The sequence below is a fragment of the Serratia sp. TSA_198.1 genome, assembly GCF_052686505.1.
On record NZ_JBQZFP010000001.1, the window covers coordinates 836,137 to 858,601 of the forward strand.

16 protein-coding genes and 1 pseudogene are annotated in these 22,465 nt (G+C 52.5%); 11 read left to right on the forward strand and 6 right to left on the reverse strand.

Translation table 11 applies throughout. The annotated features are described in order from the left end of the window. Positions 1-3: 3 nt before the first annotated feature. From ACUTSW_RS03895 to ACUTSW_RS03905, 3 genes are all read right to left on the reverse strand, one after another. Positions 4-855 (reverse strand): sugar ABC transporter permease, encoded by an 852-nt coding sequence (locus ACUTSW_RS03895; protein ID WP_037430937.1) that lies wholly within the window; start codon positions 853-855, stop codon positions 4-6. Between the two features lie 4 nt (positions 856-859). Next, on the reverse strand, positions 860-2,167 hold the full coding sequence (locus tag ACUTSW_RS03900; protein ID WP_006325200.1) for a carbohydrate ABC transporter permease: 1,308 nt from the start codon (positions 2,165-2,167) through the stop codon (positions 860-862). A gap of 198 nt (positions 2,168-2,365) precedes the next feature. Further along, complete coding sequence (locus ACUTSW_RS03905; RefSeq protein ID WP_445583725.1) at positions 2,366-3,601, reverse strand: extracellular solute-binding protein; 1,236 nt, start codon at positions 3,599-3,601, stop codon at positions 2,366-2,368. Between the two features lie 365 nt (positions 3,602-3,966). Between ACUTSW_RS03905 and ACUTSW_RS03910 the strand changes: the two genes are divergently transcribed. Further along, on the forward strand, positions 3,967-5,073 hold the full coding sequence (locus tag ACUTSW_RS03910; protein ID WP_445583726.1) for an ABC transporter ATP-binding protein: 1,107 nt from the start codon (positions 3,967-3,969) through the stop codon (positions 5,071-5,073). A gap of 221 nt (positions 5,074-5,294) precedes the next feature. Here the strand turns inward: ACUTSW_RS03910 and ACUTSW_RS03915 are convergent. Together ACUTSW_RS03915 and ACUTSW_RS03920 are read right to left on the reverse strand one after the other, a co-directional pair. Then, positions 5,295-5,417 (reverse strand): annotated as a pseudogene (locus ACUTSW_RS03915) (MmcQ/YjbR family DNA-binding protein); the annotation flags it as partial. A 98-nt stretch (positions 5,418-5,515) separates the two neighbouring features. Continuing rightward, on the reverse strand, positions 5,516-6,391 hold the full coding sequence (locus tag ACUTSW_RS03920) for a LysR family transcriptional regulator (RefSeq protein ID WP_445583727.1): 876 nt from the start codon (positions 6,389-6,391) through the stop codon (positions 5,516-5,518). A 102-nt stretch (positions 6,392-6,493) separates the two neighbouring features. Here ACUTSW_RS03920 and ACUTSW_RS03925 point away from each other — a divergent pair, with 102 nt between their 5' ends. Together ACUTSW_RS03925 and ACUTSW_RS03930 are read left to right on the forward strand one after the other, a co-directional pair. After that, positions 6,494-7,429, forward strand: coding sequence for an NADP-dependent oxidoreductase (locus ACUTSW_RS03925; protein WP_445583728.1), 936 nt, complete (start codon positions 6,494-6,496; stop codon positions 7,427-7,429). Between the two features lie 27 nt (positions 7,430-7,456). Continuing rightward, positions 7,457-8,326 (forward strand): NmrA/HSCARG family protein, encoded by an 870-nt coding sequence (locus ACUTSW_RS03930; protein ID WP_445583729.1) that lies wholly within the window; start codon positions 7,457-7,459, stop codon positions 8,324-8,326. A 143-nt stretch (positions 8,327-8,469) separates the two neighbouring features. Here the strand turns inward: ACUTSW_RS03930 and ACUTSW_RS03935 are convergent, their stop codons facing one another. Continuing rightward, positions 8,470-9,672 carry an MFS transporter gene (locus ACUTSW_RS03935; protein ID WP_445583730.1) on the reverse strand — a complete coding sequence of 401 codons (1,203 nt, stop codon included), beginning with the start codon at positions 9,670-9,672 and terminating at the stop codon, positions 8,470-8,472. 103 nt (positions 9,673-9,775) lie between these two features. Here ACUTSW_RS03935 and ACUTSW_RS03940 point away from each other — a divergent pair, with 103 nt between their 5' ends. The 8 genes from ACUTSW_RS03940 to ACUTSW_RS03975 all read left to right on the forward strand — a co-directional run bounded on the left by ACUTSW_RS03940 (position 9,776) and on the right by ACUTSW_RS03975 (position 22,464). Next, complete coding sequence (locus ACUTSW_RS03940) at positions 9,776-10,699, forward strand: LysR family transcriptional regulator (RefSeq protein WP_445583731.1); 924 nt, start codon at positions 9,776-9,778, stop codon at positions 10,697-10,699. Positions 10,700-11,325: 626 nt separating this feature from the next. After that, positions 11,326-11,850 (forward strand): hypothetical protein, encoded by a 525-nt coding sequence (locus ACUTSW_RS03945; protein ID WP_006325192.1) that lies wholly within the window; start codon positions 11,326-11,328, stop codon positions 11,848-11,850. A gap of 85 nt (positions 11,851-11,935) precedes the next feature. Continuing rightward, entirely contained in the window at positions 11,936-13,543 is a 1,608-nt protein-coding gene (locus ACUTSW_RS03950; protein WP_445583732.1) for a hypothetical protein, read from the forward strand. A gap of 4 nt (positions 13,544-13,547) precedes the next feature. Further along, on the forward strand, positions 13,548-15,299 hold the full coding sequence (locus ACUTSW_RS03955; RefSeq protein WP_445583733.1) for a hypothetical protein: 1,752 nt from the start codon (positions 13,548-13,550) through the stop codon (positions 15,297-15,299). Continuing rightward, positions 15,299-16,729 carry a hypothetical protein gene (locus ACUTSW_RS03960; protein WP_445583734.1) on the forward strand — a complete coding sequence of 477 codons (1,431 nt, stop codon included), beginning with the start codon at positions 15,299-15,301 and terminating at the stop codon, positions 16,727-16,729. The genes ACUTSW_RS03955 and ACUTSW_RS03960 overlap by 1 nt, the downstream gene beginning before the upstream one ends. Positions 16,730-16,750: 21 nt before the next feature. After that, positions 16,751-18,892: a hypothetical protein gene (locus tag ACUTSW_RS03965; protein ID WP_445583735.1), complete on the forward strand. Its 2,142-nt coding sequence runs from the start codon at positions 16,751-16,753 to the stop codon at positions 18,890-18,892. A gap of 67 nt (positions 18,893-18,959) precedes the next feature. Then, positions 18,960-20,795 carry a hypothetical protein gene (locus ACUTSW_RS03970; RefSeq protein ID WP_445583736.1) on the forward strand — a complete coding sequence of 612 codons (1,836 nt, stop codon included), beginning with the start codon at positions 18,960-18,962 and terminating at the stop codon, positions 20,793-20,795. 13 nt (positions 20,796-20,808) lie between these two features. Further along, positions 20,809-22,464 (forward strand): hypothetical protein, encoded by a 1,656-nt coding sequence (locus tag ACUTSW_RS03975; RefSeq protein ID WP_241920764.1) that lies wholly within the window; start codon positions 20,809-20,811, stop codon positions 22,462-22,464. Position 22,465 lies beyond the last annotated feature (1 nt).

Sequence of the window (22,465 nt, forward strand, 5' to 3'; positions counted from 1 at the left end):
GCATTATCCTTTTGTGCTGCCAGAGGTCAGGCCGGAAACAAAGTACTTTTGCAGGGCCAGGTATAAGATGGCGACCGGCAGCGCGATTAACACCGCTCCCGCCGCGTAGGTGGTGTAGCTGGCGCCCATCTTTTGCGACACCAGGTTATACAGGCCGATGGGCAGCGTATATTGGTCCGGGGTACGCAAAATGGTGCTGGAGAGGATGAAATCCCCCAGCGGGCCAGTAAACGAGAACAGCGCGACCACAGCGATAATCGGCTTGGAAAGCGGCATGATGATTTCGATAAAAATCCGGAAGTTGCCGGCGCCGTCCATCCGGGCAGACTCGTCCAGATCCTTCGGAATCGCATCCAGATAGCCCTTCATCAGATAGGTGTTCATCGGGATCATCCCCGCCACGTAGATCAACACCAGCGCCATATGGCTGTTGATCAGCCCCAGCAGCTGCGACAGCACAAAAATCGCAATCAGCGCGGAGAACTGCGGGATCATCTGCAACAGCAGGAACAACATCAGGCCGTTCTGCCGCCCCTTGAAACGAAAGCGTGAAAATGAATAGGCGGTAAAACTGACGCTGATCAGCGTCAGCACCATGGTCAGGAAGCTGATTTTCATCGAGTTCCAATACCAGGTCAGGTAATTGACCTTGCCGTTGAACAAGTCGGCATAGTGCTGAAACGACAGGTTCTCCGGGATGATCGAACTGCTCAACAGGCTGTTGCCGGCATTGAGCGACGCGCCGACGGTCCACACCAGCGGGTAAATGATGATGGCGGACACCAGAATAATCACCAGCCAGGACAGCGATAAACGCACCCACTTCTCTTTCTTGATGCTCTTTGACATTGCTATCCCCTTAGGCCGCGTCGTCGTTCTTGAACGAATTGGTGGCGCGGAACTGCCACAGCGCGATGCCCACCACGAAAATCGACAACAGAATGGTGATGGTGGCGGCGATGGCGTACTGCGAAGACGACATCGTCAGCTTGTAGATCCAGGACACCAGAATATCCGTGCCCCCTGCGTTGGAGCCGGCCACCGCCGGGCCGCCGTTATTGAACAGGTAGATGATATTGAAATTGTTAAAATTGAAGGTGTATTGCGTGATGATGATCGGTGCAATCGAGTAAAGCACCAGCGGCAACGTGATGGTGCGCAGCTTGGTCCAGGTGCTCGCCCCGTCCATGGTCGCGGCTTCGTACAGATCATCCGGGATCGCCTGCAGCACGCCGGTGGTCATGGCGAACACAAACGGGAAGCCCAGCCAGGTCTGCATCATGATCAACGCAGTTTTGGTCCAGAACGGATCGGTCATCCAGGCTTTCGGTGCGATGCCGAAAAACGCCAGAATGGCATTGTTGATCACCCCGAACGAGTCGTTGAACATCCCGGCGAACACCAGAATGGTGACAAAGCCCGGCACCGCCCAAGGCAAAATGAAAATGGTGCGGATCAGCGGTTTGAAGCGTAAATCCTTTTGATTGACCAGGATCGCCAACATCACCCCTACCGTGCATTGCAGCGTGGTGGCCAACAGTGTCCAGACCACGGTCCATTGCAGCACGTCAAAGAAGGTGGAACGCCAGATCGACAGCGTGAAGATATTGATAAAGTTCTTGAACCCAACCCAGTCAACCAGCTTGGCCGGCGGCGTGTGATACAGGTTGTAGTTGGTAAAGGCGATAGAGAAGCCAAACAGAATGGGGAAGATCACCACGAACACCAACAGGATAAACCCCGGCGTGATCATCAGATAAGGAAAGCCTTCGCTCAGCAGCATCTGGTATTGCTTGCGCACGCTGTTCAGCGCCATGCCGGCATCGCGCTTTCTGCCATTCACCCAGGCGTCACGTATCGACAAGCCGTAAATCGCCAGGCCAAAGCCAATCACCAGTACGCTGAGGATCCCTTCCGCCAACAGGAAAATGGAATTATCGCGTGGCACTTCACTGCCGAGCGTATACAGCCCCCACAGCCCTTCGGTGAGGAACTGCCAGGTCACCCCGACAAAGCTGGTGAGCAGCACCAGAAAGATCAGCCCTTTCGCCCATTGGCGATGATAGAACTGACCAAACCCGGGGATCAGCGCCAATATCAGCGCCCCCACGGAATGGCTGTATCGGCCGCGGTCGGCGGACAACTTTTCACTTGGAGTGACAATCACACACTGCTCCTTCTTGAAAACGGGAGGAGACCTCCCGTTGCAGACTGCTGGCAAAGCCCGTTATTAGGGAGAGCGTGCCGTAGGGGTCGTAGCGGCTTGCCCGCCGGAGTGCCCCTCGGTGCGCTAGGCCCGGGTATCTCGGGTTCAAAGACAACTTTGTCATCAAACTCAAACGAGAGGAGACCTCCCGTTGCTCGGTTACTGGTTGCTGGCCTGCATCGCTTCGATTTGCATTTTGATTTGTTTGACGGCATCGTCCAGCGCCGTTTTTGGCGGCTGTTTGCCGGTCATGCTCAGTTCCAGCGCCGCGTTGGCCGGCCCCCAGACTTCCTGCATTTCAGGAATGCCCGGCATGGCGGTCGCATGGCTGGCCTGAATGGCTACCGCACTGGCTCTCTCGTCGTTCTTGATGAGCGGATCGTCAATCATCACCACCAGCGGAGGGATCTCTTTGGTCACCTGATAGCGCGTTTTCACGTAGGCCGGCTGATTGATAAACTCGATGAACTTCTGCGCCAACGCCTTATCTTTGCTCCAGGTGGAGACCACGTAGCCTTTCACGCCCAGGAAAGAGTTCATCGGTTTGCCGTTCGGCAAGGTTGGCAGTGGCGCTACGCCATAGTTGATGCCCGCGTCGGTATAAGGCTGGAAGGCCCACGGGCCGTTGATCACCGCTGCGGCTTTCTTCTCGGTGAACAGGGAATCGATAGCGTTCAACCCGCCATCGCCGATAATGCCCGCCGGGAACAGGCCATCGGCATAGAATTTTTTCAGGTAACTGACGGCTTCAACCGCACCGGGGGTATTCAGGCCGATATCCAGCGGGTTCAGCCCTCCCTTGCCGTCGTTGCCAAAGATATAACCGCCCATGCCGGCGATCGCGCCGCGGCTGTAATAAATCTGGTCAAACTTGGCCAACAGGCCGTATTTGCCCGCCGCACGCTGCTGTTTGGAGAAGTCGTAATAGGCATCCAGATTAGCCAGCGGCTGCGGCAGCAAATCCTTGTTGTAAATCAGCACCAGCGTTTCTACCGCTTTCGGCACGCCGTACAGCGTTTGATTCATGGTGAACGCGCCGATGGACGGCTTGGTGAACGCGTCGGCTGCGGCCTGATCCAGCTTTATCGGCGATAACAAGCCTTGCACCACCGCCGCACCCACCTGATCGTTAGGGATCACCAGCACATCGGGGCCGATACCGGCCGGGCCGTCCAGCCGCAGCTTTTCAATCTGCTGCGCAAACGGCATTTCCAGCACGTTAACCTTCACGTCGTTCTGTTTTTCGAAATCGGCGATGGCACCCTTGATGCCGTCGGACTTCTTGATGTCTTCCCAGACGGTAAGCTGTTGGCCTGCCGCTGCGAGGGCGAAACCGGAATATTGACTGGCCGCCAATGTGGCCAGTACCAGAGCAGTGATTGTTTTGGTTTTCATTACCCACCTCATGTGAAGGTATTACATTTTTGTTTTATCACTTTGGGATTAGATGCTTCAGGCCAGGCACAATGTTCAGTATTACAACGCATAATGCGATAACCGGGTCATTGTCTCGGCTTGTTATACGCTACGCTGAGAACCGCGCCAACTCTATACAATTATCGCCATTGTGTGATCGTTATTGCAGAAATGAAAACCGGTGATATGGCTTGAAATCCAGCGCAGTTATAGTCTTTTCAAGACTTTCTGGCTGTTACGACGATGAGAAAATATTTGTTATACGTATTACATGGTGACGGTAACAACGGCCAGAAGACGCCCTGACAGGGTTTGCCTATTGATAACTTCCGAGGATCAACAAGATGTCCAGCATAAGACTGAGGAATGTCACCAAACGTTTTGGTAAAACGGTGACGTTGCACAATATCAACCTTGAGATTAAAGGCGGTGAGTTCGCCGTGTTCGTGGGGCCGTCAGGCTGCGGTAAATCTACGCTGTTGCGCATGATTGCCGGGCTGGAGGAGATCAGCGACGGGGATATCCTGATTGGCGAAGAACGGGTCAACGATGTGGCACCCGCTCACCGGGGCGTAGCCATGGTGTTTCAGTCCTATGCGCTCTACCCGCACATGACCGTCGCCGAAAACATGGGTTATGGATTAAAGGTGAACGGAACGCCGAAAGAAGAGATCCGCCATCAGATTGAGATGGTGGCAAAAACCCTGCAGCTGACCCATCTGCTGGACAGAAAACCCAAACAGCTTTCCGGCGGCCAGCGCCAACGTACCGCTATCGGGCGCGCCATCGTACGCAATCCCAAAGTCTTCATGTTTGATGAACCGCTTTCCAACCTGGATGCCGAGCTGCGGGTCGATATGCGCTTGCATATCGCCAAGCTGCACCAGGAGCTGAAAACCACCATGGTGTATGTTACTCACGATCAGGTTGAGGCGATGACGCTGGCCGACAAGATTGTGGTCATGAATTACGGCAAGGTGGAACAGATGGGCGCGCCGATGGCGCTGTATTACAACCCGATCAACAAATTCGTCGCCGGGTTTATCGGCTCGCCGAAGATGAACTTTTTGCCGGCCACCGTGGTGAGCTGGACGCCAGAGCTACTGACCGTCTCCATAGGCGCAGACAAAACCCTGGCTCTCGCCCTCTCCACCCAGCAGATCTCTCCCGGCGAGCCGGTGACGCTGGGTATTCGCCCCGAGCACCTGACAACCCACTCAGATTCACCGTTACGCCTGGATTTCCACTGCGAAGTGGTCGAACGGCTCGGCAACAACACCTATCTGTTCGGCCAATGCCACGGCCACGACGGTTTTAAAATGCTGTTGCCCGGCGATGCGAATTTCCGGCCCTATCAAAAATTGCAACCGGGATTCCAGGCACAGCAATGCCTGGTGTTTGATGCCGACGGAGCGCGCATCAGCGCCGATATCGTCATTCCGCAATCCTGAACCTGCTTCATCCGATAAGAAATCCTGTCGGTCATGCGCTGTGATAGCGAGAGAGACCCGCGATCACAGCGCACCAAGCCCGGTTATGCCGAGCCGGTAGCCACGCTATCGAGCCCATCTGATGCCCTGCCGCGACGCAGCCGTTCAGCCGCCGCGATGTCTGCGATATCACGCGCGTCGCGCATTGAAGCACGCGCATCTTGTTTTTTTGAATGATGCTGTCAGGATGTCAGCTCATGGCTGTCAGCAAGCAGTTCATGTATTTCCTTTGGCGTTAGCGGCCCGGAAAGAAGCACGCTGACCCAGTGCTCTTTGTTCATATGGTAAGCGGGCATAACTGAATAATGTCTCTCTCTTCATCATAATTTCCTTATTTATCCAGATGACCAAAGCGTGCGATACCTGCCTTTCCTGTCCGCGATGCTTCATCAGTATTGTCACGTCACCCGGTCAGAACCAGCGACATGTCCGGGTATCTGGCGCACAGGAAATCGACGAAGGCGCGAACCTTTGGCGCCGCAAGCCGTCTGGAGGTATGCAATACCCAAAGTGCTCGATCTGCGCCCGACACAGTGCCCCACTGAACCAAATCGCCACGGGCAAGCTGGTTCCATGCGATGGACTGTGGAATGAGGGCGGCACCACCACCGGCAATAGCCGCATCCCGGACCATCAGTAACGAAGAGAAACGCAGCTTTGGGATCGGCTCCAGGACCAGTTGCCCTCCATCGAGACTCCAGTGGGTAAACTGGAAATTCGAGGTTACGATGCTGGGAACGGGTCTAATTGCGCCGGGTGCCGGCTTGAGTATTCCAGGCGCGGCCACGACAACCAGCCTGTCTTTGGCGAAACACCGCCCGACTAAATTGCTGTCTGGACTGGGGTTGATCCGAATGGCAACGTCAAATTGTTCCTCGACGAGATCCACCATGCGATCTTCCGCCACGATCTCAATCTCAATTTCCGGGTAGGCCGCACAAAATTCCGCGCCAATGCGCCCCATCGAAAGCTGGGAAAACAGAACGGGTGCCGCTACACGCAAACGTCCGCGAGGCGTCGAAACACCGTCACCGACCGCCGTCATAGCTTCGCTTACCTCACTCAGCAGGCCTTCGGTTCGGGACATCAGCATCTCGCCGGCTTCGGTGAGCTTCAAACCGCGAGCGCTACGCTCGATCAGCCTCACCCCCAGTTGCTCCTCAAGATCGGCGATCCGTCGCGATAACGTGGCTTTGGAAATGCCGCTCGCACGGCTTGCCTTCCCCAACCCTTCACTCGTTGCGACGAGTATAAAATCAGACAGCGCGTTCAGGTTCATGGTGTTCCATTTTTGAAACAAGGTGTCTATTTTTTATACTCTTTGTTTTTTTATTGCAACGGAATACTGTCTCGTTATCAGAACGAGATACGAGGAACTGCAATGAACAACATACAACGTGCTGTATTGATCCGTAACTACGGCGGGGCCGATGCAGCAGAAGTGGCCGAGATCGAAAAGCCGACACCGGGACAAAGCCAGGTTCTGGTTCGGGTTCAGGCCGCTGGCGTAAACGGTATTGACTGGAAAGTCCGTGAAGGCCAGGTACGAAATGCCTTTCCGCTTCCCTTCCCCCTCATCCTGGGCGCCGAGATGGCAGGGGTTGTCGAGGCTGTCGGCCCCGATACCTCTCGCTTTCGTGTCGGCGACCGCGTCATGGGTGCAATGGCAGAACTGGGCGCGTACGCCGAGTTCGTGGCAATCGATGAAGCCAGCCTCTCCCCGACACCCGAGAGTCTGGACGATGTCCATGCCGCCGCCATCCCCGTGGCCGCCGTCGCGGCCTGGAACAGCTTACACCACGCAGGAGCGCTTTCTCCGGGCCAGCGAATCCTCATTCATGGCGCGGCCGGTGGACTGGGTGCCTACGCCGTGCAGTTTGCCAAACGGGCGGGTGCCGAGGTCTTCGCGACTGCGGGCACGGCCGATCTGGACTTTGTACGCAGCCTCGGCGCCGATTGTGTCATCGACTACCGCTTTCAACGTTTCGAAGACGTCGCCCGGGACATAAACCTGGTGCTCGATTATGTCGGGGGTGAAGTGCTGGACCGTTCCTGGCAGGTACTGGCGCAGGACGGCGTAGTGATCGGTACGTCGTCGCCGGACATTCTGACCCGCACGCCGGAAAACCGCCGGGGCCTCTGGTTTATGAATAAGCCCGATCCCGAATTGCTGGAAAAACTGGCCAAAGACGTCGCCGACGGCACCCTTCAGTCCAGAATTGGCGACGTAGTGGGCTTTGCTGATATTCCAGCAGCAATCGAACGCAATCGTACTGTTTCACGGACCGGCAAGGTCGTTGCGGACTTCTCTCGTTAACCCTATCCCCATGCAGGAGTTTCAAACATGAGCATTCTCGTTACTGGTGCCACCGGCACCATTGGTTCACTCATCACTCAGGGCCTGGCTGACGCAGGCGCCGAGGTCAAAGCCCTTGTCCGCCAGGCAGGTAAGCGTGCGTTTCCGGCAGGCATCACGGAAGTCGTTGCAGATCTCACCGATGTCGCCTCGATGCGCGCCGCGCTGTCCTCGGTGCGTACGCTGTTTCTGATTAATGCGGTTACGCCCGACGAGGTGACGCAAGCCCTGATCGCGCTGAACCTCGCTCGCGAGGCGGGCATCGAGCGCATCGTTTACCTGTCGGTGATTCATGCCGACAAGTTTACTAACGTCCCTCACTTTACCGGCAAGCACACGGTTGAACGCATGATCGAAAGCCACGACATTCCCGCAACCATTTTGCACCCGGCTTACTTCATGCAAAACGACCACATGGTTCAACAAACGATTGAGAACTACGCGGTATACCCTATGCCAATCGGCTCGGCAGGTGTCTCAATGATTGATGCGCGAGATATCGCGGATGTCGCCGTGGCTGAGTTGCTGCGACGCGACAGAGCATCGTCTGCGCAGGAACGCGTAACGTTGGAGTTGATTGGGCCGCAACCGCTTACCGGTGCGGCCGTGGCGAAAATATGGAGTTCTGCCCTGGGTCGGGAGATCCTGTACGGAGGGGATGACGTCGCGGCTTTCGAAGGCCAACTCACTTCATACAGTCCCAGCTGGCTGGCTTATGACATGCGTCTGATGATGGCAGGTATCCAGGCGTTCGGCATGCAAGCCGCTGAAGGAACCGTAGAACAGCTTCAGACTATTATCGGGCACCCGCTGCGCACTTATGAAGACTTCGTTCGCGAGTCTGTTGCCGGGGTTTAACAACCAGACAAAGGGGCGAGTTTACTGCCGGGCGGTGCGCCGCCCCTTCATCGAACGTTGTTTTAATAACAGCTAAAGTCATGGAATGCGATGCGGCAATCGATGCAAGAGCCCTGTTCTTAAGGGCGTAATAAATCTGAAAGTTAGGGTGAGATGGCTGACAGATGAAAACGTTTAGCCAGTTTCTTTTGCAGAATGATAACGATAATTGGGAACCCTGATGCGGAAACTGCACATATTGCCAGCAGCGTGTTCACATTTTGTGGTGCCATGCCATGATCAGGTAATAGAAAAGCGGACAGGAAAAATGCAACGGTTGTAATCAGATACATTATTGATGTCTGTAATGAAGAAAATCCAGCTCGTTGCCTGTCATCAGGAAACTGAATCGTAACCGCTGAAGATGAAACCAGACGACTGTAAGATGCACCGAGAAATAAAGTAATAAATAACGCTGCATTCTGATAGCCCAGGATGGGTATTAGCAAACTCAGTATAAAGACGATGGTTGAACCTGTAGCCAGAATCAAAGCGGAAAAACGGGTGGTTAACACCCCTGTCATTTTTGTAGACAGGTAACCTGTAACTCCCCCGCCGAAGAACAGCCAAGGCAACAGGTCTTGCGAAGCGCCCAATTGTTGTGTCATTAAGGGTACCAGAATGGGAATGACCAGCATTGGACTAAACTGTACAAGCGCATTACTGGAAGCAAACAGTAAAGTATCCACATCGAGAGGCACCGCGTGCTGTGTGTCGAAAGAGACAGGGTCTTTAGGGATGATGGAGACAATCAGTGGTAATGCCAAAAAACACAGTGTACTTATTAACCACAAAGCGACATGCCAACCATAATTTGTGCACAAAAATAATATAGTGGGCATTCCTGCAATGCTTACCATCGAAAATGACGCAATCACTGTTGCCAACATTTTTCCGCGCAAGTTAGTCGGCGCGTTGTTTATCAATATGCTTATACCCACACCCATTGTCGTCCCTCCAACCAACCCTGCACAGAATCGTAGGGTAAGCAGGAGACTAAAACTGGAAGTGAATGTAGTCAAAAGTGTCAGTAGGCCTAATAGTGCCATATTGGCGATTAAAAAACGTTTCTTGTTGAAACGACCAATCCAGTAAAAGGCGATAATTCCCGACAGGACTGCCCCAGATGTGTACATACCAGATACATAGCCTGAGAATGATACGGGAACTGCGAAATCTGCTGCCATAAAAGCAAAAACAGGGTTGAACATCATATATTCCAGCGCATTGGTGAACTGGATAAAAGCCATTGCAATGGCTATCCGCATGAGGGCTTTATGATTAAACGTCTGTGTGACCAGTGGCATAGCAAGCAACCTATGGATGAAAGATATCCGAGTTTAACCGCTATCAATGGTGTTCATTACATGGTAAAAATGGCACTTATTATTATCATATATGGGATAATTGATGCGTCCGGCTCTTGATTTTAATACCCTGAAAGTGTTCATTGCGGTGGTTGAAAGAGAAAGTTTTGTTGGGGCATCGAAAGTCCTTGAAATGCCGACATCAAATGTGAGTCGTTGTATTTCTCAGTTAGAAGAAAAACTGAATCTTCAGCTCATTGAGCGCAGTACCCGACATATGAAACTCACCCAGGCGGGGCACTTACTCTATACCCGAGCGAAGCCATTACTGGAGGCGCTTGAGCAAACTGAGACAGAATTAACGTTGCGCCAAATGCAACTCAAGGGTCCATTACGCATCTGTATTCCCAATGAAATAGGTCCTGCATTGCTGGGTTCTGTTATTGCCGATTTCGCCTGTCAGTACCCGGACCTGGAGATCAGCTGTGTCACAAATTTGTCAGGTTTCGAATCCCTGCGAGATGATCTGGATTTAGCTATCATTGTCAGCCGTGGTCAGATGGACGACAGTGACTACATAGCCCGTCATCTGGTGACTATCCCTTGCACCATCGTTGCAGCCCCCTCCGTCATTCAGCGTTATGGCACCCCTTCGCGTATACAGCAATTTGAAGAATTACCCTGTATTACAACGGTAAGTGCACTGAAAGGTGCTCCCTGGCAGTTTGTCAATAAAAAGGGGGGGTTCGAGACAATTAAGGTTAAAGGGCATTATCGGGTAAACAGCGGAGAGATGGCAGGATGCGCTGCGGTATCCGGTGTCGGTTTTGCCATTCTATCGAAACAAGCCTGCCAACCCTACATTAGCGATGGACGGTTAATCGAGGTTGAGTTTGAACAATCGGCAGCCCCATTGCAATTGTTCGCACTTTATTCAGATCGGCGTTACTTGCCCGCTAAAACACGAGCGCTCATTGATTTCATACATCAGAGATTGAGTCATATACCCTCGACAGATTGTGGTTAAAAAACAGGCTTAACGTACAATAATTTTCGATATCCAAACTGCCCCCTGTCTATAGAAGGTTCATCCACAGTGATCTTCCGGCTTCACGGCTGGGAAATTCGACATGCTCGAGCCGGGATCTGGCTCGCTTCGCGAGTTTTGGCCGTTCGAAAGGATCTGAATGCTCATTGCACCTGCATATAATAAGCCTGGAATAAATATGACTGTTGATCTATTTCATCGATATTTCTTCTGTTAACCCTCCTTTGCATAAATTCCATTAATAAATAAATACCCAAGCAATAGATTAATTACATTGCTAACAATTACCACTAATGACAAGCCACCTACCGCTTTTAAAAAAAACCGTTTTCCAATTCGTTGTTTTCATACATCTAACGCTCGCATTTAACAAAAATGGAACAATCACACCCTCTTTTTTTGATTATTTAAAAGATTTTTCATCTGTTTTTTTAACGTGGTGATTTGCTTGGTTATCTCGATATCCACAAAAAAATACTTCATTTATTTTTATGTGTCAGTTGATTTTTTAGTCGCCATTGCTATTGTTGAAGATGAGTAAATCACCGCTCCCGACCAGCAAATATATTCTATTTTTATACTCACAAGCGTATAAGGATTTGACTATGCCCATTAAAAAATACGTCATTCTTGACAGTAATCCAAAAGCTGTCGGGAATAACGACTTTATTCTGTTAGGTTTGAAAGCCACCGGTTTCGCCAGAGGTTGCCCCATGTTATTTGGGGGAACCGCAGATGCAAAAGACGGTCCGGTTGACGGCAAGAACTTTGCCTTAAACGTGATAAAAAGAGAAACCTGGGAAGAAACTCTAAAGAATATTGAAGTCAATCAGGTTGTTCGTTATCAGGCTTATCCCAATGATATCAGCGTTTATACCAGCAACGATTTTATCTTCACCGGCCAGGTCACCCTTGGCGGTGAGTTCGCCTGGATACGCAAGGTGAGCAAAGGGAAATTAAAAGCCTACTTTCAAAATAAACCTTCCGCCACCAAAGATATGTTTGCTCAAGAACTTTTCAGTATGACCGCGGACCCCAATATCGATCCGACTGAGGGTGAATTTGAAGCCTATCTTGGTTCCGACAGTCTGAGTGCCATTTATTCCTATTGCAAAGCAACCTGTAAATAAATCCGCAACCCTATTTGTCGCCAATTATTTTATCCGTCGATACTTTCGCACGACAGTGCCAGAATTTTATTGGGTGCCTGATATTATGATTACGCAAAATTATACGTCAGATGAAAAGAGTATTGTTCAAGCGGTTATCAACCAGTATAGCAATACCGGCATATTTATTATTGAACCAGGCAATCCATTATTGGTCGATTTTTACGATATCCAACTAAGACTGGCAGGGGTCACTCCGGGTGCTTCGCCGCAATTCTCCCAAGTCTGGCAACAATCGAAACAGAGTAAACGCACTGCAGGCCGGCTGAGCGAGGCCGGCAACGGCTACGCCCAACCGGTCTACAGCATAGTGCGGTTGGACTCCATCGACGGCAGAAGCTATCGTGCGGATGCCATTGGCTCCTTGCCGGTATCTGCCAGCAATGTGACGCAGACCCTCGGGCTGTTTGACGCCGGGGCGACCAATGTTGGCCAGGTGACATCCAACAAGGCCTACGTTTACACCGCAGATTGCGCAATCACTGCGAATGGCGATTATCCGCAAAGTCAGCTCACCGGTGATTTTCCGGTCACGGTCATTTATACCTTCGCGCAGACTATTGACCAAAATACCTTTTATGGCGCGGAAATTATTACTACGCAAAGTTACCCTAAAAGCATTTACAATGATTCACCGCGTAGTCTCTATAATCAGGACGCCATAAAGATTTGTTTGACCCGTGATGCGCCAGACTGTGACTATCGTTATAGCTACGATGGCGACGGTACCGTCAGGGTGCCGATTAAAGGCACCATCACCTATAACGGAAAAATAGACCTTAATGCAGACCAGCCGGTAAACGCAAAGAATGTTATTTATCTGATACGCACCCGTGCCGGCGGCGATCCCGTAACGCCTTATGGCGATTTAAATATTTTTAACTCGCCCAACACCCAAATTAATGGCGATACCCTCTCCTGGGATCTTAACTGGTTAAAGTTCAATCAGGTTGATTTTGAATCTGGCGAATGGGTTTATTATGTATTCAGAGTCAATCTGAACGTCGAGGGCAGAAACATCGTCGCATTTATTACCAATGCCCCCAAGAACCTTGAACCGGATCAACGTTTTTTAAATACCGCACCGTTAAAACCCATGTGCATCGTTTATGGCTGCCTGGGTGAGAATACAAAAATCCTGTTGCAAGATGGCAACGAGAAAATCATTACCGACATTAGCGCCGGCGAATATATACAAACGCGTAATGGCCACGCACTCAGGATTGATGCCGTTACCACCGGGCATGAACGCCATTATGTTGAAATCACTCTGAGAGACAACAGTAATAAAATAAAAAACATCACCGCCAGCCTTGGGCACCCTTTTATCACATCGGCAGGCATTGTCATGGCGCAAGAACTCAATCACGACAGCCGGGTTATTACGCTGGATGGCGAGGCTGAAATTGTCAGCCTGGTGCAAAAAGAAGGCGACATTAAGGTTTATAACCTGCAATTACCGATAGATACGCCGGTAGACAGGCTGCCTTACGACAATAATACGTTCTATGCCAATGGCATATTGGTCGGCGATAACCTGATGCAAAGGGTTTGTGAGGATGAATATCATCGGCGACCGGTCAATATCCTGAGCAAATTGCCTCAAGAATGGCATCAGGATTACCAAAACCATCTCAATCTGGCGGGTAAGTAATATCATGTACCAGGGATATCCGGATTTTCAGCAAATTATCATCAGCGGTAGCCAAAGGTTTATCGCCACCTATCAGCAAAATGATGCCTATTTCTTATACCCGGAATCCGTCAGCATTCTGGCGGCAGACCCACTGGCCTTCTCGCTGGATATTGTCCGCAGTGTCAGCACCGACAGCATTTATGGCTGGCTGAACTTCACCACCGAACTGCAGTTTGCCGGCGAGCAAAGTCTGACGGACTTCAAACAGCAATACCCGGATAAAGCCGTAAGGGTGCTGCCGGTGTTGCCCGGCAGCCTGGGGTTTGACGTGCCTATCGAGTATCACAGCGCCCTGAGCGGGCAAAGCTATGATGCCACCTGGTATTCGGCACAGTGCATCCAGTTTATTATTTTGCTGAATTCTGCCAGCACCCAACTTATTGAGAAAACGCTGCTCGATGACACCCTCGGCTTTAATGCGCGGCTGGACGGCTTTGTCGAAGGGGTATCGCCACGTCTCGCCTATGCCATCGAGTTTGATCCCCAAGCGCTGATGCTCGAGTTGGCCGCCGGGGTCAAAGGCGCACACCCCGTTGAGGGCGATCGCGTAGCCTTTGACTATGGCCTGTTGACCCAATACCTGTACCAGAATATCGCGCGGCTGCCGCTGAAAATCACCCCGCCGCTGCCGATTGACGCCCCCGAGGAAACCTTGCTTTTCAGCCAGGCGTTTCTTGATAGACTCTGCAACCAGCTGGGTTCGCCTTACGCTGGCCCACCGGCCAGTAACCTAGCCATGATCTGCCTGAGCCTGCCGACGCAAGGCGGCCGGGTGATCTTCAACCTGGATAGGGTAGTACTTAGCCGGCGGCCGCTTTGTTTTTTGCTGGATCCTTTTGCCGCCGCCCAGCAAATTGCCAAGGTCTCGCCCGATACCATTATCCATCGCACCACCGCCCCGCCACTACCGGCGGGCGAACTGGAGATCGACGTCTTTTACGCCTTCCCGCTTGGGTTGAAAAGTAACGTCTTTATCGACATTCAGCTCACCGTGCCGGCGGGCGATATTTACCCGCTTGACCAGACGCAAACGCAATTACTGGTTCCTGACAGCAGTCGATTGACCTTCAGGTTCCATAACAGCGCACTGGACAAACAAGCGTTCTTCTACCAAATCCGCGTTAACTACCCGAAGGATGGCGCTTATTGCACCCTGAGCAGTGAAGTGCGGCGCAGTGATAATCGCGCTCTGGTACTGGATTACGCCGCGCTGCCCTGCCATTTCCTGACCATCAACATTGACCCGGGGTTTACCAAGCAAAGCCGGATTGGCGGCCTTTACCACTCTGCCGGCTGGCTGCAGGACCTGGCGTTAACGGCGGCAACGCCCTATTTCAGTTGCCCGATCCTCGGTGACGATACCTATGTCGATGCGACGGCATATTCCTTGTCCGGCAGCGAGGCCGTGCCGCTCCCCATGCCAATAACCCAGGACACCACCATCGGTGCCTACAGTTTCCCGCAGTTTGGTGCACAGCGGGCGCGGATCACCGCCCATCTGCCCACCGAAATGCTTAAAGCCGTGTTGACCTTTCAGCCGCAAAACGAAACCCGAACGTCGGAGCATACCTTTACCCACCAGCAGGACAGCTTCGAATATCAATGGAATGTCACCTCTATTTTTGCTGCCGGATTTCGTTACAAAACCTCCACGGGCTCATGGTCGCCCTATGTGACCGGCGATCAAACGATTGATATCAAGGGTGAAAAATAATGACTGACTCTTTGAATCCCCAACAGACGTTACAGAATTTTTTCCTGCTCGGCAGAGCCTTGGCGTTTCACGATCAAACCTTGCCATCGGAGTGTTACACCTACGGCAGCTTTACCCCGCAGGTGGTGCTGGACACCCCGGCAGGTAAAGTCAGCGCACTGCATTTGCTGACCAGCCCCGGCGGGGGCCTGGCAACCTTTATCGCACCAAACATGCCGGTCGATACGGCGGCGATCGAAGCCTATATCCGCCAGCATTTCATCCCGGCACCGGGGAAAATCAGCCTGGCGCAAGGCGATATTCGCCAATCGTTATTCCTGCGCTTTGTCCGCCAGCCAGAATCAGACAGCTATAACGTCGAGTTCGAACAGTCAAAAATGCCGCTGACCCACGCTGAAGCCGGCCTGCTGGACAACGCCATTCGCGGGGCCAAAAACCAGGTTTACCTGGTCACGCACAGTCAGTTCAGCGTCAGCAGCCGCGCCACCGCCAGCCTGGATGCGGACTGGGTCGCGTTTTTAACCCTGGCCTTCAACGAACAGGCTCGCCAACCGGAGGCTATCGCCCTGTTGCTCAACCAGCAGATTGACGCCGGCGTGATCACCCTGCTTGAACAGTTTGACAATACCCCCTCGGAACAGACCCGTCAGCAGGTAAGGGATTCGTTGGTGAAAACCGCGTCGCAACTGGTCAGCAACACGTTACGCAACATCCACTCGGTGGATGAGATCCCCAACAAGCTCAGCTATGACGTCAGCTACAGCAACAGCGTGCCGCAACGCTATTTGCTGGCGCAGCAACAAGACATCGCTGCCCTGCTCGGCCAACTGCCCGCCGACAGCATTATCACCTTTACGCCAACGCCGTTGCCGGAACCCAGCCGACCGGACAAACCCATCGAGCACCGCCAGTGCCTGGTCAGCCTGGGGTTCAACCCTAACGGTTTCAACATCATGTCTATCGAACTGCGTTGGGCGGGCCAGCAAACGCCGATGCAGTGGCCCAATTTCCCGCCGGTGACCTTAAAAACCGAAACGGCGGTCGGCGACATCACTCTCAAAGTGACGTTTTCCGACTACTCCAGCTATGAAAGCCAATTCGGCTGGCAAGACGCGGTCGCGCTCACCCCGCAAGACCTGGGCTTTTACAGCGTGCTGTTTGAAGCCGGGCACCTGAAGGACGGCTTTAAATCGATTAACGGCACGGCCACTTATGTCCCTGCCGGCCAGGTTAAAAAACAAAACTTCAGCTTCGCGTTTGCCAACCAGCAATGGCAGGCCAACTGGTGGATCAATGCCCATGCAGCCGGACTAAACGGCCGAATCGATTACCGCTGGCAAGGAAAAACCTCGTCGCTGTTCCCCAAAACCTACGACTCTGGCCCGCAGCAGGCCACCGTCAGCCCCGTCAAACTGCAATACAACAAGTGACATAAACAAGAGGAATTCCCTATGTTAACCACCGCTTTGCAGCAATCGGTCAAGATCGCCACGGATAAGTATCTGGGTATCAAGGAATATGCCTTTACCTGTTATGGCGACAGCATTGATAAGAATATTTACTATGTGGTGCCGGAGATCCCGGTGTTTGTCGCCAGGGATCCCAAAAGCCCCTATTTCATGTTCTACAAGTATCGCAGCGAAGACACCCAGGGCGGCTATGCGCAATTTACCGTCATGCTGCCGCAGCCTGATTCGGAGATGAAAGACAAGATCAGCATCGAGTTGCTCGGCGAGCTTAAAAAGCCGCTGCTCGCGAAATCCACCCTGATCGTCAAGTATGTTCAAGCCGAGCTGGCCTCGGTGGCCGATCCCGAAAATGCGACCAAAAAAGCAGCCATGGATACCGCGTTGCGCAATACCGGTTTAAATGACGATCAGGCTGCAAGATTTGTCGCGTTATATGACAGCAACCAAGGTAATGACCAATTCGTGCTTGAATTGACGCCAACAAAAATCAAGCTGGAAGTCCCGAGACTCACCTCGGCACAGGCCTCATTGATTCTGGACAGCAACGAGAAATTCTATCGCCAAATCCCCACCACGGTATCGCCATCAGGCCTGGGGGATAACAACACCGTTTTCAGCCTTTCACTCACAGGCGAAGGCGCCACCCTGTTCGAACAGGTGTTGAAAGGCACCGATACGAACTCCAGCGTAGGCATTCGCTTCGATTTCAATCTGGATGCTTCCCTGCCGGCGGCCAAAGTCACCGTCAGCTACGATAGCGAGATCACCAAGTCGGTAACGCAAGATATCAGCTACCACACCTGGTCGGCCGATGAGAAAAAAATTGAGCGCGAATATATCGAAAAAGGCGCGATCAAGGTCGATGTCCAGACCGGGCTCTCTTACGATGAAATGGGCATGACGCAGGAACAATACAATAAATGGAAAGAGGGGCTGGCCGCCTGGGGGCAAAAACAGGTAGAGCAGATTTTAAGTAGCCAAACCGGGTTGGACATGAGCCTTGAGTTGCTTAATGACGCCGACGGCTTTGATAAATTCAAATCCAGCCTCAGCGAAACCAAAAGTTTTACCCGCGTCTATGAGGAAAACTCGGTGGTCTCTTTCTCCATCGCCCCTCAGACCCAGTTGCCGTCTATCCAATCCATCGTCGGCGAAGCCAATCTGAAAGATTACTTTAAAGAGTACGATCTCAACGATCCTTTCTATCAGTACATTCAGCCCAAGTTTTTTGTCACTCAGGACCTGGCGAAATACAACGTGGCCAATATCGTGGTGACCGCCATCTACGACAAAGACAATCAGAGCACTCTGCAGTTTTCCCCTGGCGACAGCGAGGCGAAAGAAACCGGCAAATGGTTTATCAAACCCGAGCTGGGCCGTGCATTTAAATATTCCTATACCGTCAACTTCACCGGTATGCAGGCCAAGCCCTACCACTCTGGCGAACTTCAGAGCGATCAGGATTTGATTATCTCCATCAACGTGGCCGACTGCGGCATCGTTTATGCCGACATTGCTACGCTGCTCGATCCTATGGGCTGGAAAGTTTTCAGCCAGGTGGTGATCAAAACGCAATATTCCGATCCGGATAAGGGCGTCAAACTCAAGACCAACAGCCAGGTAGTCAGTGAATCGACCCCGCCTCAACCCTTTATTTACCCGATTGGCGTCGAGGTGGATAAACCGATTTATTTCTCCACCGATTACTATGCCCTGGATGGTGACAGCCTGACTTATATCCCCAGCGGCGTTGAGACCAGCCCGCAGCTACCGGGCTATGGGCTGATCCGTGGCCACCAGATCCTGGTCGCCAATGCCCTGCCGAAATCGCAGAAGTACACCATTATCTTCAAACCGACCCAGAAAGATATCACGCTGATCACCTATGAAATGCTGGTGTATTACCCGAAATGGGACTTTACGCAATCCCAATCCCTGGCCCTGACCGAGTTTGACTCCAAGTCCCTCACCCAGTATCTGACCTTCGACCTGATGCAGGCAGATAAAGAGAATGAGGTGAAGATCCATTACGTCTCTACGGTGTATTACGGGGCTGACAATCTGGAAAAAACCGTCGAGAAGGAAGTGACAGGAACCAGCACCATCGTGGTGGTGACTTACTGATGCGCTGAGACACCCCAGGGCAAAGCTTCTTTGCCCTGATTCACCTTCATAAAATGGAATGGTCGCTATGAACACTCAGGTCGTAGTGCAGAACATCTGTTTTATCCGAGCCGACCCGGACAGGCCGATTTATTATTATTGCGCGGCCGCGCCGGGCATTAGCGTTATTGACGGCAACCAGCCCGCCGTCCAACTACAGATATTCAGAAACAGCAGTCAACCGGCCACGGTTTACTATGCCATGTTGTCACTGCAAACCCAGTTGACCAGCAGCCCAGAGGCGGCACAGGCGGCGGCAGCGGGCAGCCCGGACATCCCGCGCGATGCGGTGTTATTGCCGTTACAAGCTATTGCCTGCAGCGCCACGCTGGACATTCCCGGCTTTATCGCCGGTCAAACCAGCAAAACCTCATTGAGTGAGCAACAGAACTGCTATCTGCTGGCCAAATTGCCGCCGGACGCCGATATTGCGCTGTTGGCGAGCCTGATGAACGCGCCGGCCTCCACGCCGATCGCCATCAGCTACAAAATTGACTATCTGCAACAGCTCCCCCCAGCCACCTTTGAGCTGGAAGCCCGTTGGGACCAGGTTTATCAGTTCCTGCAAGAGTCGGTCGGTTTCAACCTGTTGATTGTTTCCGTCGATATCGAAGAAACCTCGTCGCGGTTAATCAGCGAAAAAGTGGTCACTGTCAAAGTCAGGGACACGGACCCCGATGGCCACTTCAAGCAGGCCGCGGCCGAACTGACGCAGATCCTGATCAGCGAATTTTTTACCCCGGTATTTGCCGAAGTCCCGCAGCAATCCAAGCCAAAGGCCGGGTTTTATCTGCAACGGCTGTCGGTTGAGGATATTGACCAACGACGTTTAAGCGGAAAACTGACTGAAACCACGGTAGTCAAACGCTCGCTTTATCCGCAGGCCTTGTTTGCCGAACTGGTCGCCGGTACCGACTATCAAGCCGATCGGGTGATCAGCCAACACGATCTGCAGGATGATTTCTTCGCCTACCGGGAAGTCCGGATCAGTCTGCTGTCCGACGAACTGGACGATAACATTCAACTGGTGATGGCGCGTTTTCGTTATGGGTCGAAAAGCGAGCAATTCACCTTTCGCGAAGGCGATACCAAACCGAAACGATTCAGGTCACCGAGCATGACCGATCCTAAAACCGGCAAAATGCTGTGGCCCGTCGAGTATGACTTCACCGTCTACCTCAACCAGGCGGTGGGCGGCATAAGATCGGTCAGTTCTGGCGCGCTGCAAACCGAATTGAATGATGTCTATCTGGATATTGAGTCGCTCTACGGCCGCTATGATTTTGTCATCAAAACCGCCAGCCTGTTTGACTGGCGCTGGTACCAGTCGGTGTTGGTCACCCTGCGCTGCCGGCACATTGGAATGCCGGCATCCAGCCTGTCGAAAAGCTTTCAGATTAGCCAGACGGCGCAGCAGGACAGCTACCCGGTGATGTTGCCCAACCCCGACCAGTACTTATTTGACGTCACCAAGGAGTACAGCAGCGCCGTCAATTCGCCCCATATTTCTGCGGAGCTGAACGAACCGACCAGCCAGGACGTATACCTGTTCTCCAGTTTGTATCACCAGCGAGTATTAACGCTGTCTGCCAGTATGGACTGGCACCAGGTGGAGTCGGTGCTGGTGTCTGCCAGCTATGCCTATTTGCCCGGCGATGAGACCCCGCCTCTGCAGCAAATTTTTCAGTTTACCGAAATCGATGCCGCCTCCCAGCGCTTTAGCGCCGACCAGGTCGACCCCGAACGGCTCATTGTCAACCTGGAGATCTGGTTCAGTTACCTACCGGGCCAGGGCGGGGATAAGCCCGACTATGTCCAAACCGCCACCGCTCAAGACGCTATTGATATCGCCAACCTCAATTAATTAAGGAAACGCCATGTTATTACTCAGAGCAAGAACCGCCACCATCAACAACATCACCTTCTTTGCCGATGACTCCGATGACAAACAGTTCTGGTATTTGCCCGGTGATATCCATATTGCAGAGAAAGACGGAAAGCCGATTTTTTCATTGATTAAATACACCGGCGACGGCAGCGGTCAGCAAGGGGGTTACATCAACTTCGAGGTGAATACCGCGATCGATGAAGCCCAGCTGGAAAGCGCCTTCAACGAATACCTGCGTAAACTGAAGGTTGATCCCAAAACCGCCCGTAAGGCCCAGGTGCCGTATGACAAAGGCACGGTCAACTTTTTTGTGCTTGATGTCGGCAGTGCCAACGGCGAGTTGATCAGCGCGCAGTGCCCCAGCCTGTTTGGCAATAACAGCGCCATCTTCAGTGCCAAACTGACGCCGGAACAGGCCGTCATCCTCGAAGCGGCGTTTAATCAGGCGCAGGCACCGGCCGCCGTGGCCTATAACCTCAGTTTTACCGGCATCACCCCGGCGTTAAAAGTTGAGGTCGAGGCCAGGTTTGAAAGCCTTTACAAAGAGTTCGATCTTAAATTTGGCGCCAATATCCCTATCCCGGTGGAAACCCCCGCCAGTTTTTGGTTGGGCTTTGACAGCGTGATCAAGAAGCTGCAACAGGATCAAAAGTTGATCATCAAGGTGACCGAGAGCATGCCGAGCGAAGAGGAGGCGAAGGAAAAGGAATGGGCGCTGCAATTCGTTAAAGAGGAGATCCTGAAAAGCTTCTTCACCGCGTCGCTCAAACCCAATGACGACAGCAATACCCAGGCAAAATCGGCCAGCGACTCGATTTTGGATTCGCTGATTTCCAGCGGTAAAGACGGCGAAGAAGGCGGTAAAGGCGGTTTGTTCCCGAGCGCCTCGCTGGAAATAAAACTGGTGAGAATCGAAGAAACCAAGAGCCTGAATTTCAACTACACCTCGTCGAAAGCGCTCAGCCAGTCCGCCGTGCCGCAAAACTTTATCGGCAGCGACATCCTGCGGGCAAAAAAAGAACCGCCCTACTTTATTGAAGTTAACGTCAACGATCCGTTCTTCCAGAGAATCGATTTTACCGTGCTGGGGCCGGACGGTTTTGCCGAGTACGGCATTAAAGCCGCAGCCTTCAAAATAGAGTACAACAGCCAGGTTTACACTGCCGATCCTTTTGTCGCCGATGACGGCAAATGGAGCAAGGTCATCTCCCGCAGCCGCGACGGCAATGAACTGTTTCGGATCCAGAGCGAGTTTGTCTTCAGGTCTGCCGCCGTATCCGGCTGGGAAGGCAGCAGCAGCTATCAGCCGCAGACGGCATCGGCCTCCACCCTGCTGAACCTGGATCCCGGATCGGTGTTGACCTTCAACGAAATAGCCATCTTCCTCGACCGGAAATTCTCTTGGGAAAATTACAATCAGGTGATCGTCGAGTTGAATTATCTGGATGACAAGCAAAGCCGTAAAACCAAGAAGTACCTGTTTACCGAAGACAAAAGTGATGAGCAGACCTTCAAATATCGCTGCCTGACGGAAAAACCCTGGAAGGTTGGCTATAAAATCACGTACTTCCTGGTCGGCGGCGACAGCGTCGTTCGTGACGGCACCGAGAACCCGCCCGCCATCGTTATTCCAGCCGTGGCCTAGG

Bases quoted from the DNA above. Each gene is read 5' to 3' on its own strand.
- ACUTSW_RS03905 (WP_445583725.1), bottom strand. From the start codon at position 3,601: ATGAAAACCAAAACAATCACTGCTCTGGTACTGGCCACATTGGCGGCC.
- ACUTSW_RS03970 (WP_445583736.1), top strand. From the start codon at position 18,960: ATGAACACTCAGGTCGTAGTGCAGAACATCTGTTTTATCCGAGCCGAC.
- ACUTSW_RS03940 (WP_445583731.1), top strand. From the start codon at position 9,776: ATGCGTCCGGCTCTTGATTTTAATACCCTGAAAGTGTTCATTGCGGTG.
- ACUTSW_RS03910 (WP_445583726.1), top strand. From the start codon at position 3,967: ATGTCCAGCATAAGACTGAGGAATGTCACCAAACGTTTTGGTAAAACG.
- ACUTSW_RS03975 (WP_241920764.1), top strand. From the start codon at position 20,809: ATGTTATTACTCAGAGCAAGAACCGCCACCATCAACAACATCACCTTC.
- ACUTSW_RS03930 (WP_445583729.1), top strand. From the start codon at position 7,457: ATGAGCATTCTCGTTACTGGTGCCACCGGCACCATTGGTTCACTCATC.
- ACUTSW_RS03920 (WP_445583727.1), bottom strand. From the start codon at position 6,391: ATGAACCTGAACGCGCTGTCTGATTTTATACTCGTCGCAACGAGTGAA.
- ACUTSW_RS03935 (WP_445583730.1), bottom strand. From the start codon at position 9,672: ATGCCACTGGTCACACAGACGTTTAATCATAAAGCCCTCATGCGGATA.
- ACUTSW_RS03955 (WP_445583733.1), top strand. From the start codon at position 13,548: ATGTACCAGGGATATCCGGATTTTCAGCAAATTATCATCAGCGGTAGC.
- ACUTSW_RS03965 (WP_445583735.1), top strand. From the start codon at position 16,751: ATGTTAACCACCGCTTTGCAGCAATCGGTCAAGATCGCCACGGATAAG.
- ACUTSW_RS03950 (WP_445583732.1), top strand. From the start codon at position 11,936: ATGATTACGCAAAATTATACGTCAGATGAAAAGAGTATTGTTCAAGCG.
- ACUTSW_RS03945 (WP_006325192.1), top strand. From the start codon at position 11,326: ATGCCCATTAAAAAATACGTCATTCTTGACAGTAATCCAAAAGCTGTC.
- ACUTSW_RS03960 (WP_445583734.1), top strand. From the start codon at position 15,299: ATGACTGACTCTTTGAATCCCCAACAGACGTTACAGAATTTTTTCCTG.
- ACUTSW_RS03925 (WP_445583728.1), top strand. From the start codon at position 6,494: ATGAACAACATACAACGTGCTGTATTGATCCGTAACTACGGCGGGGCC.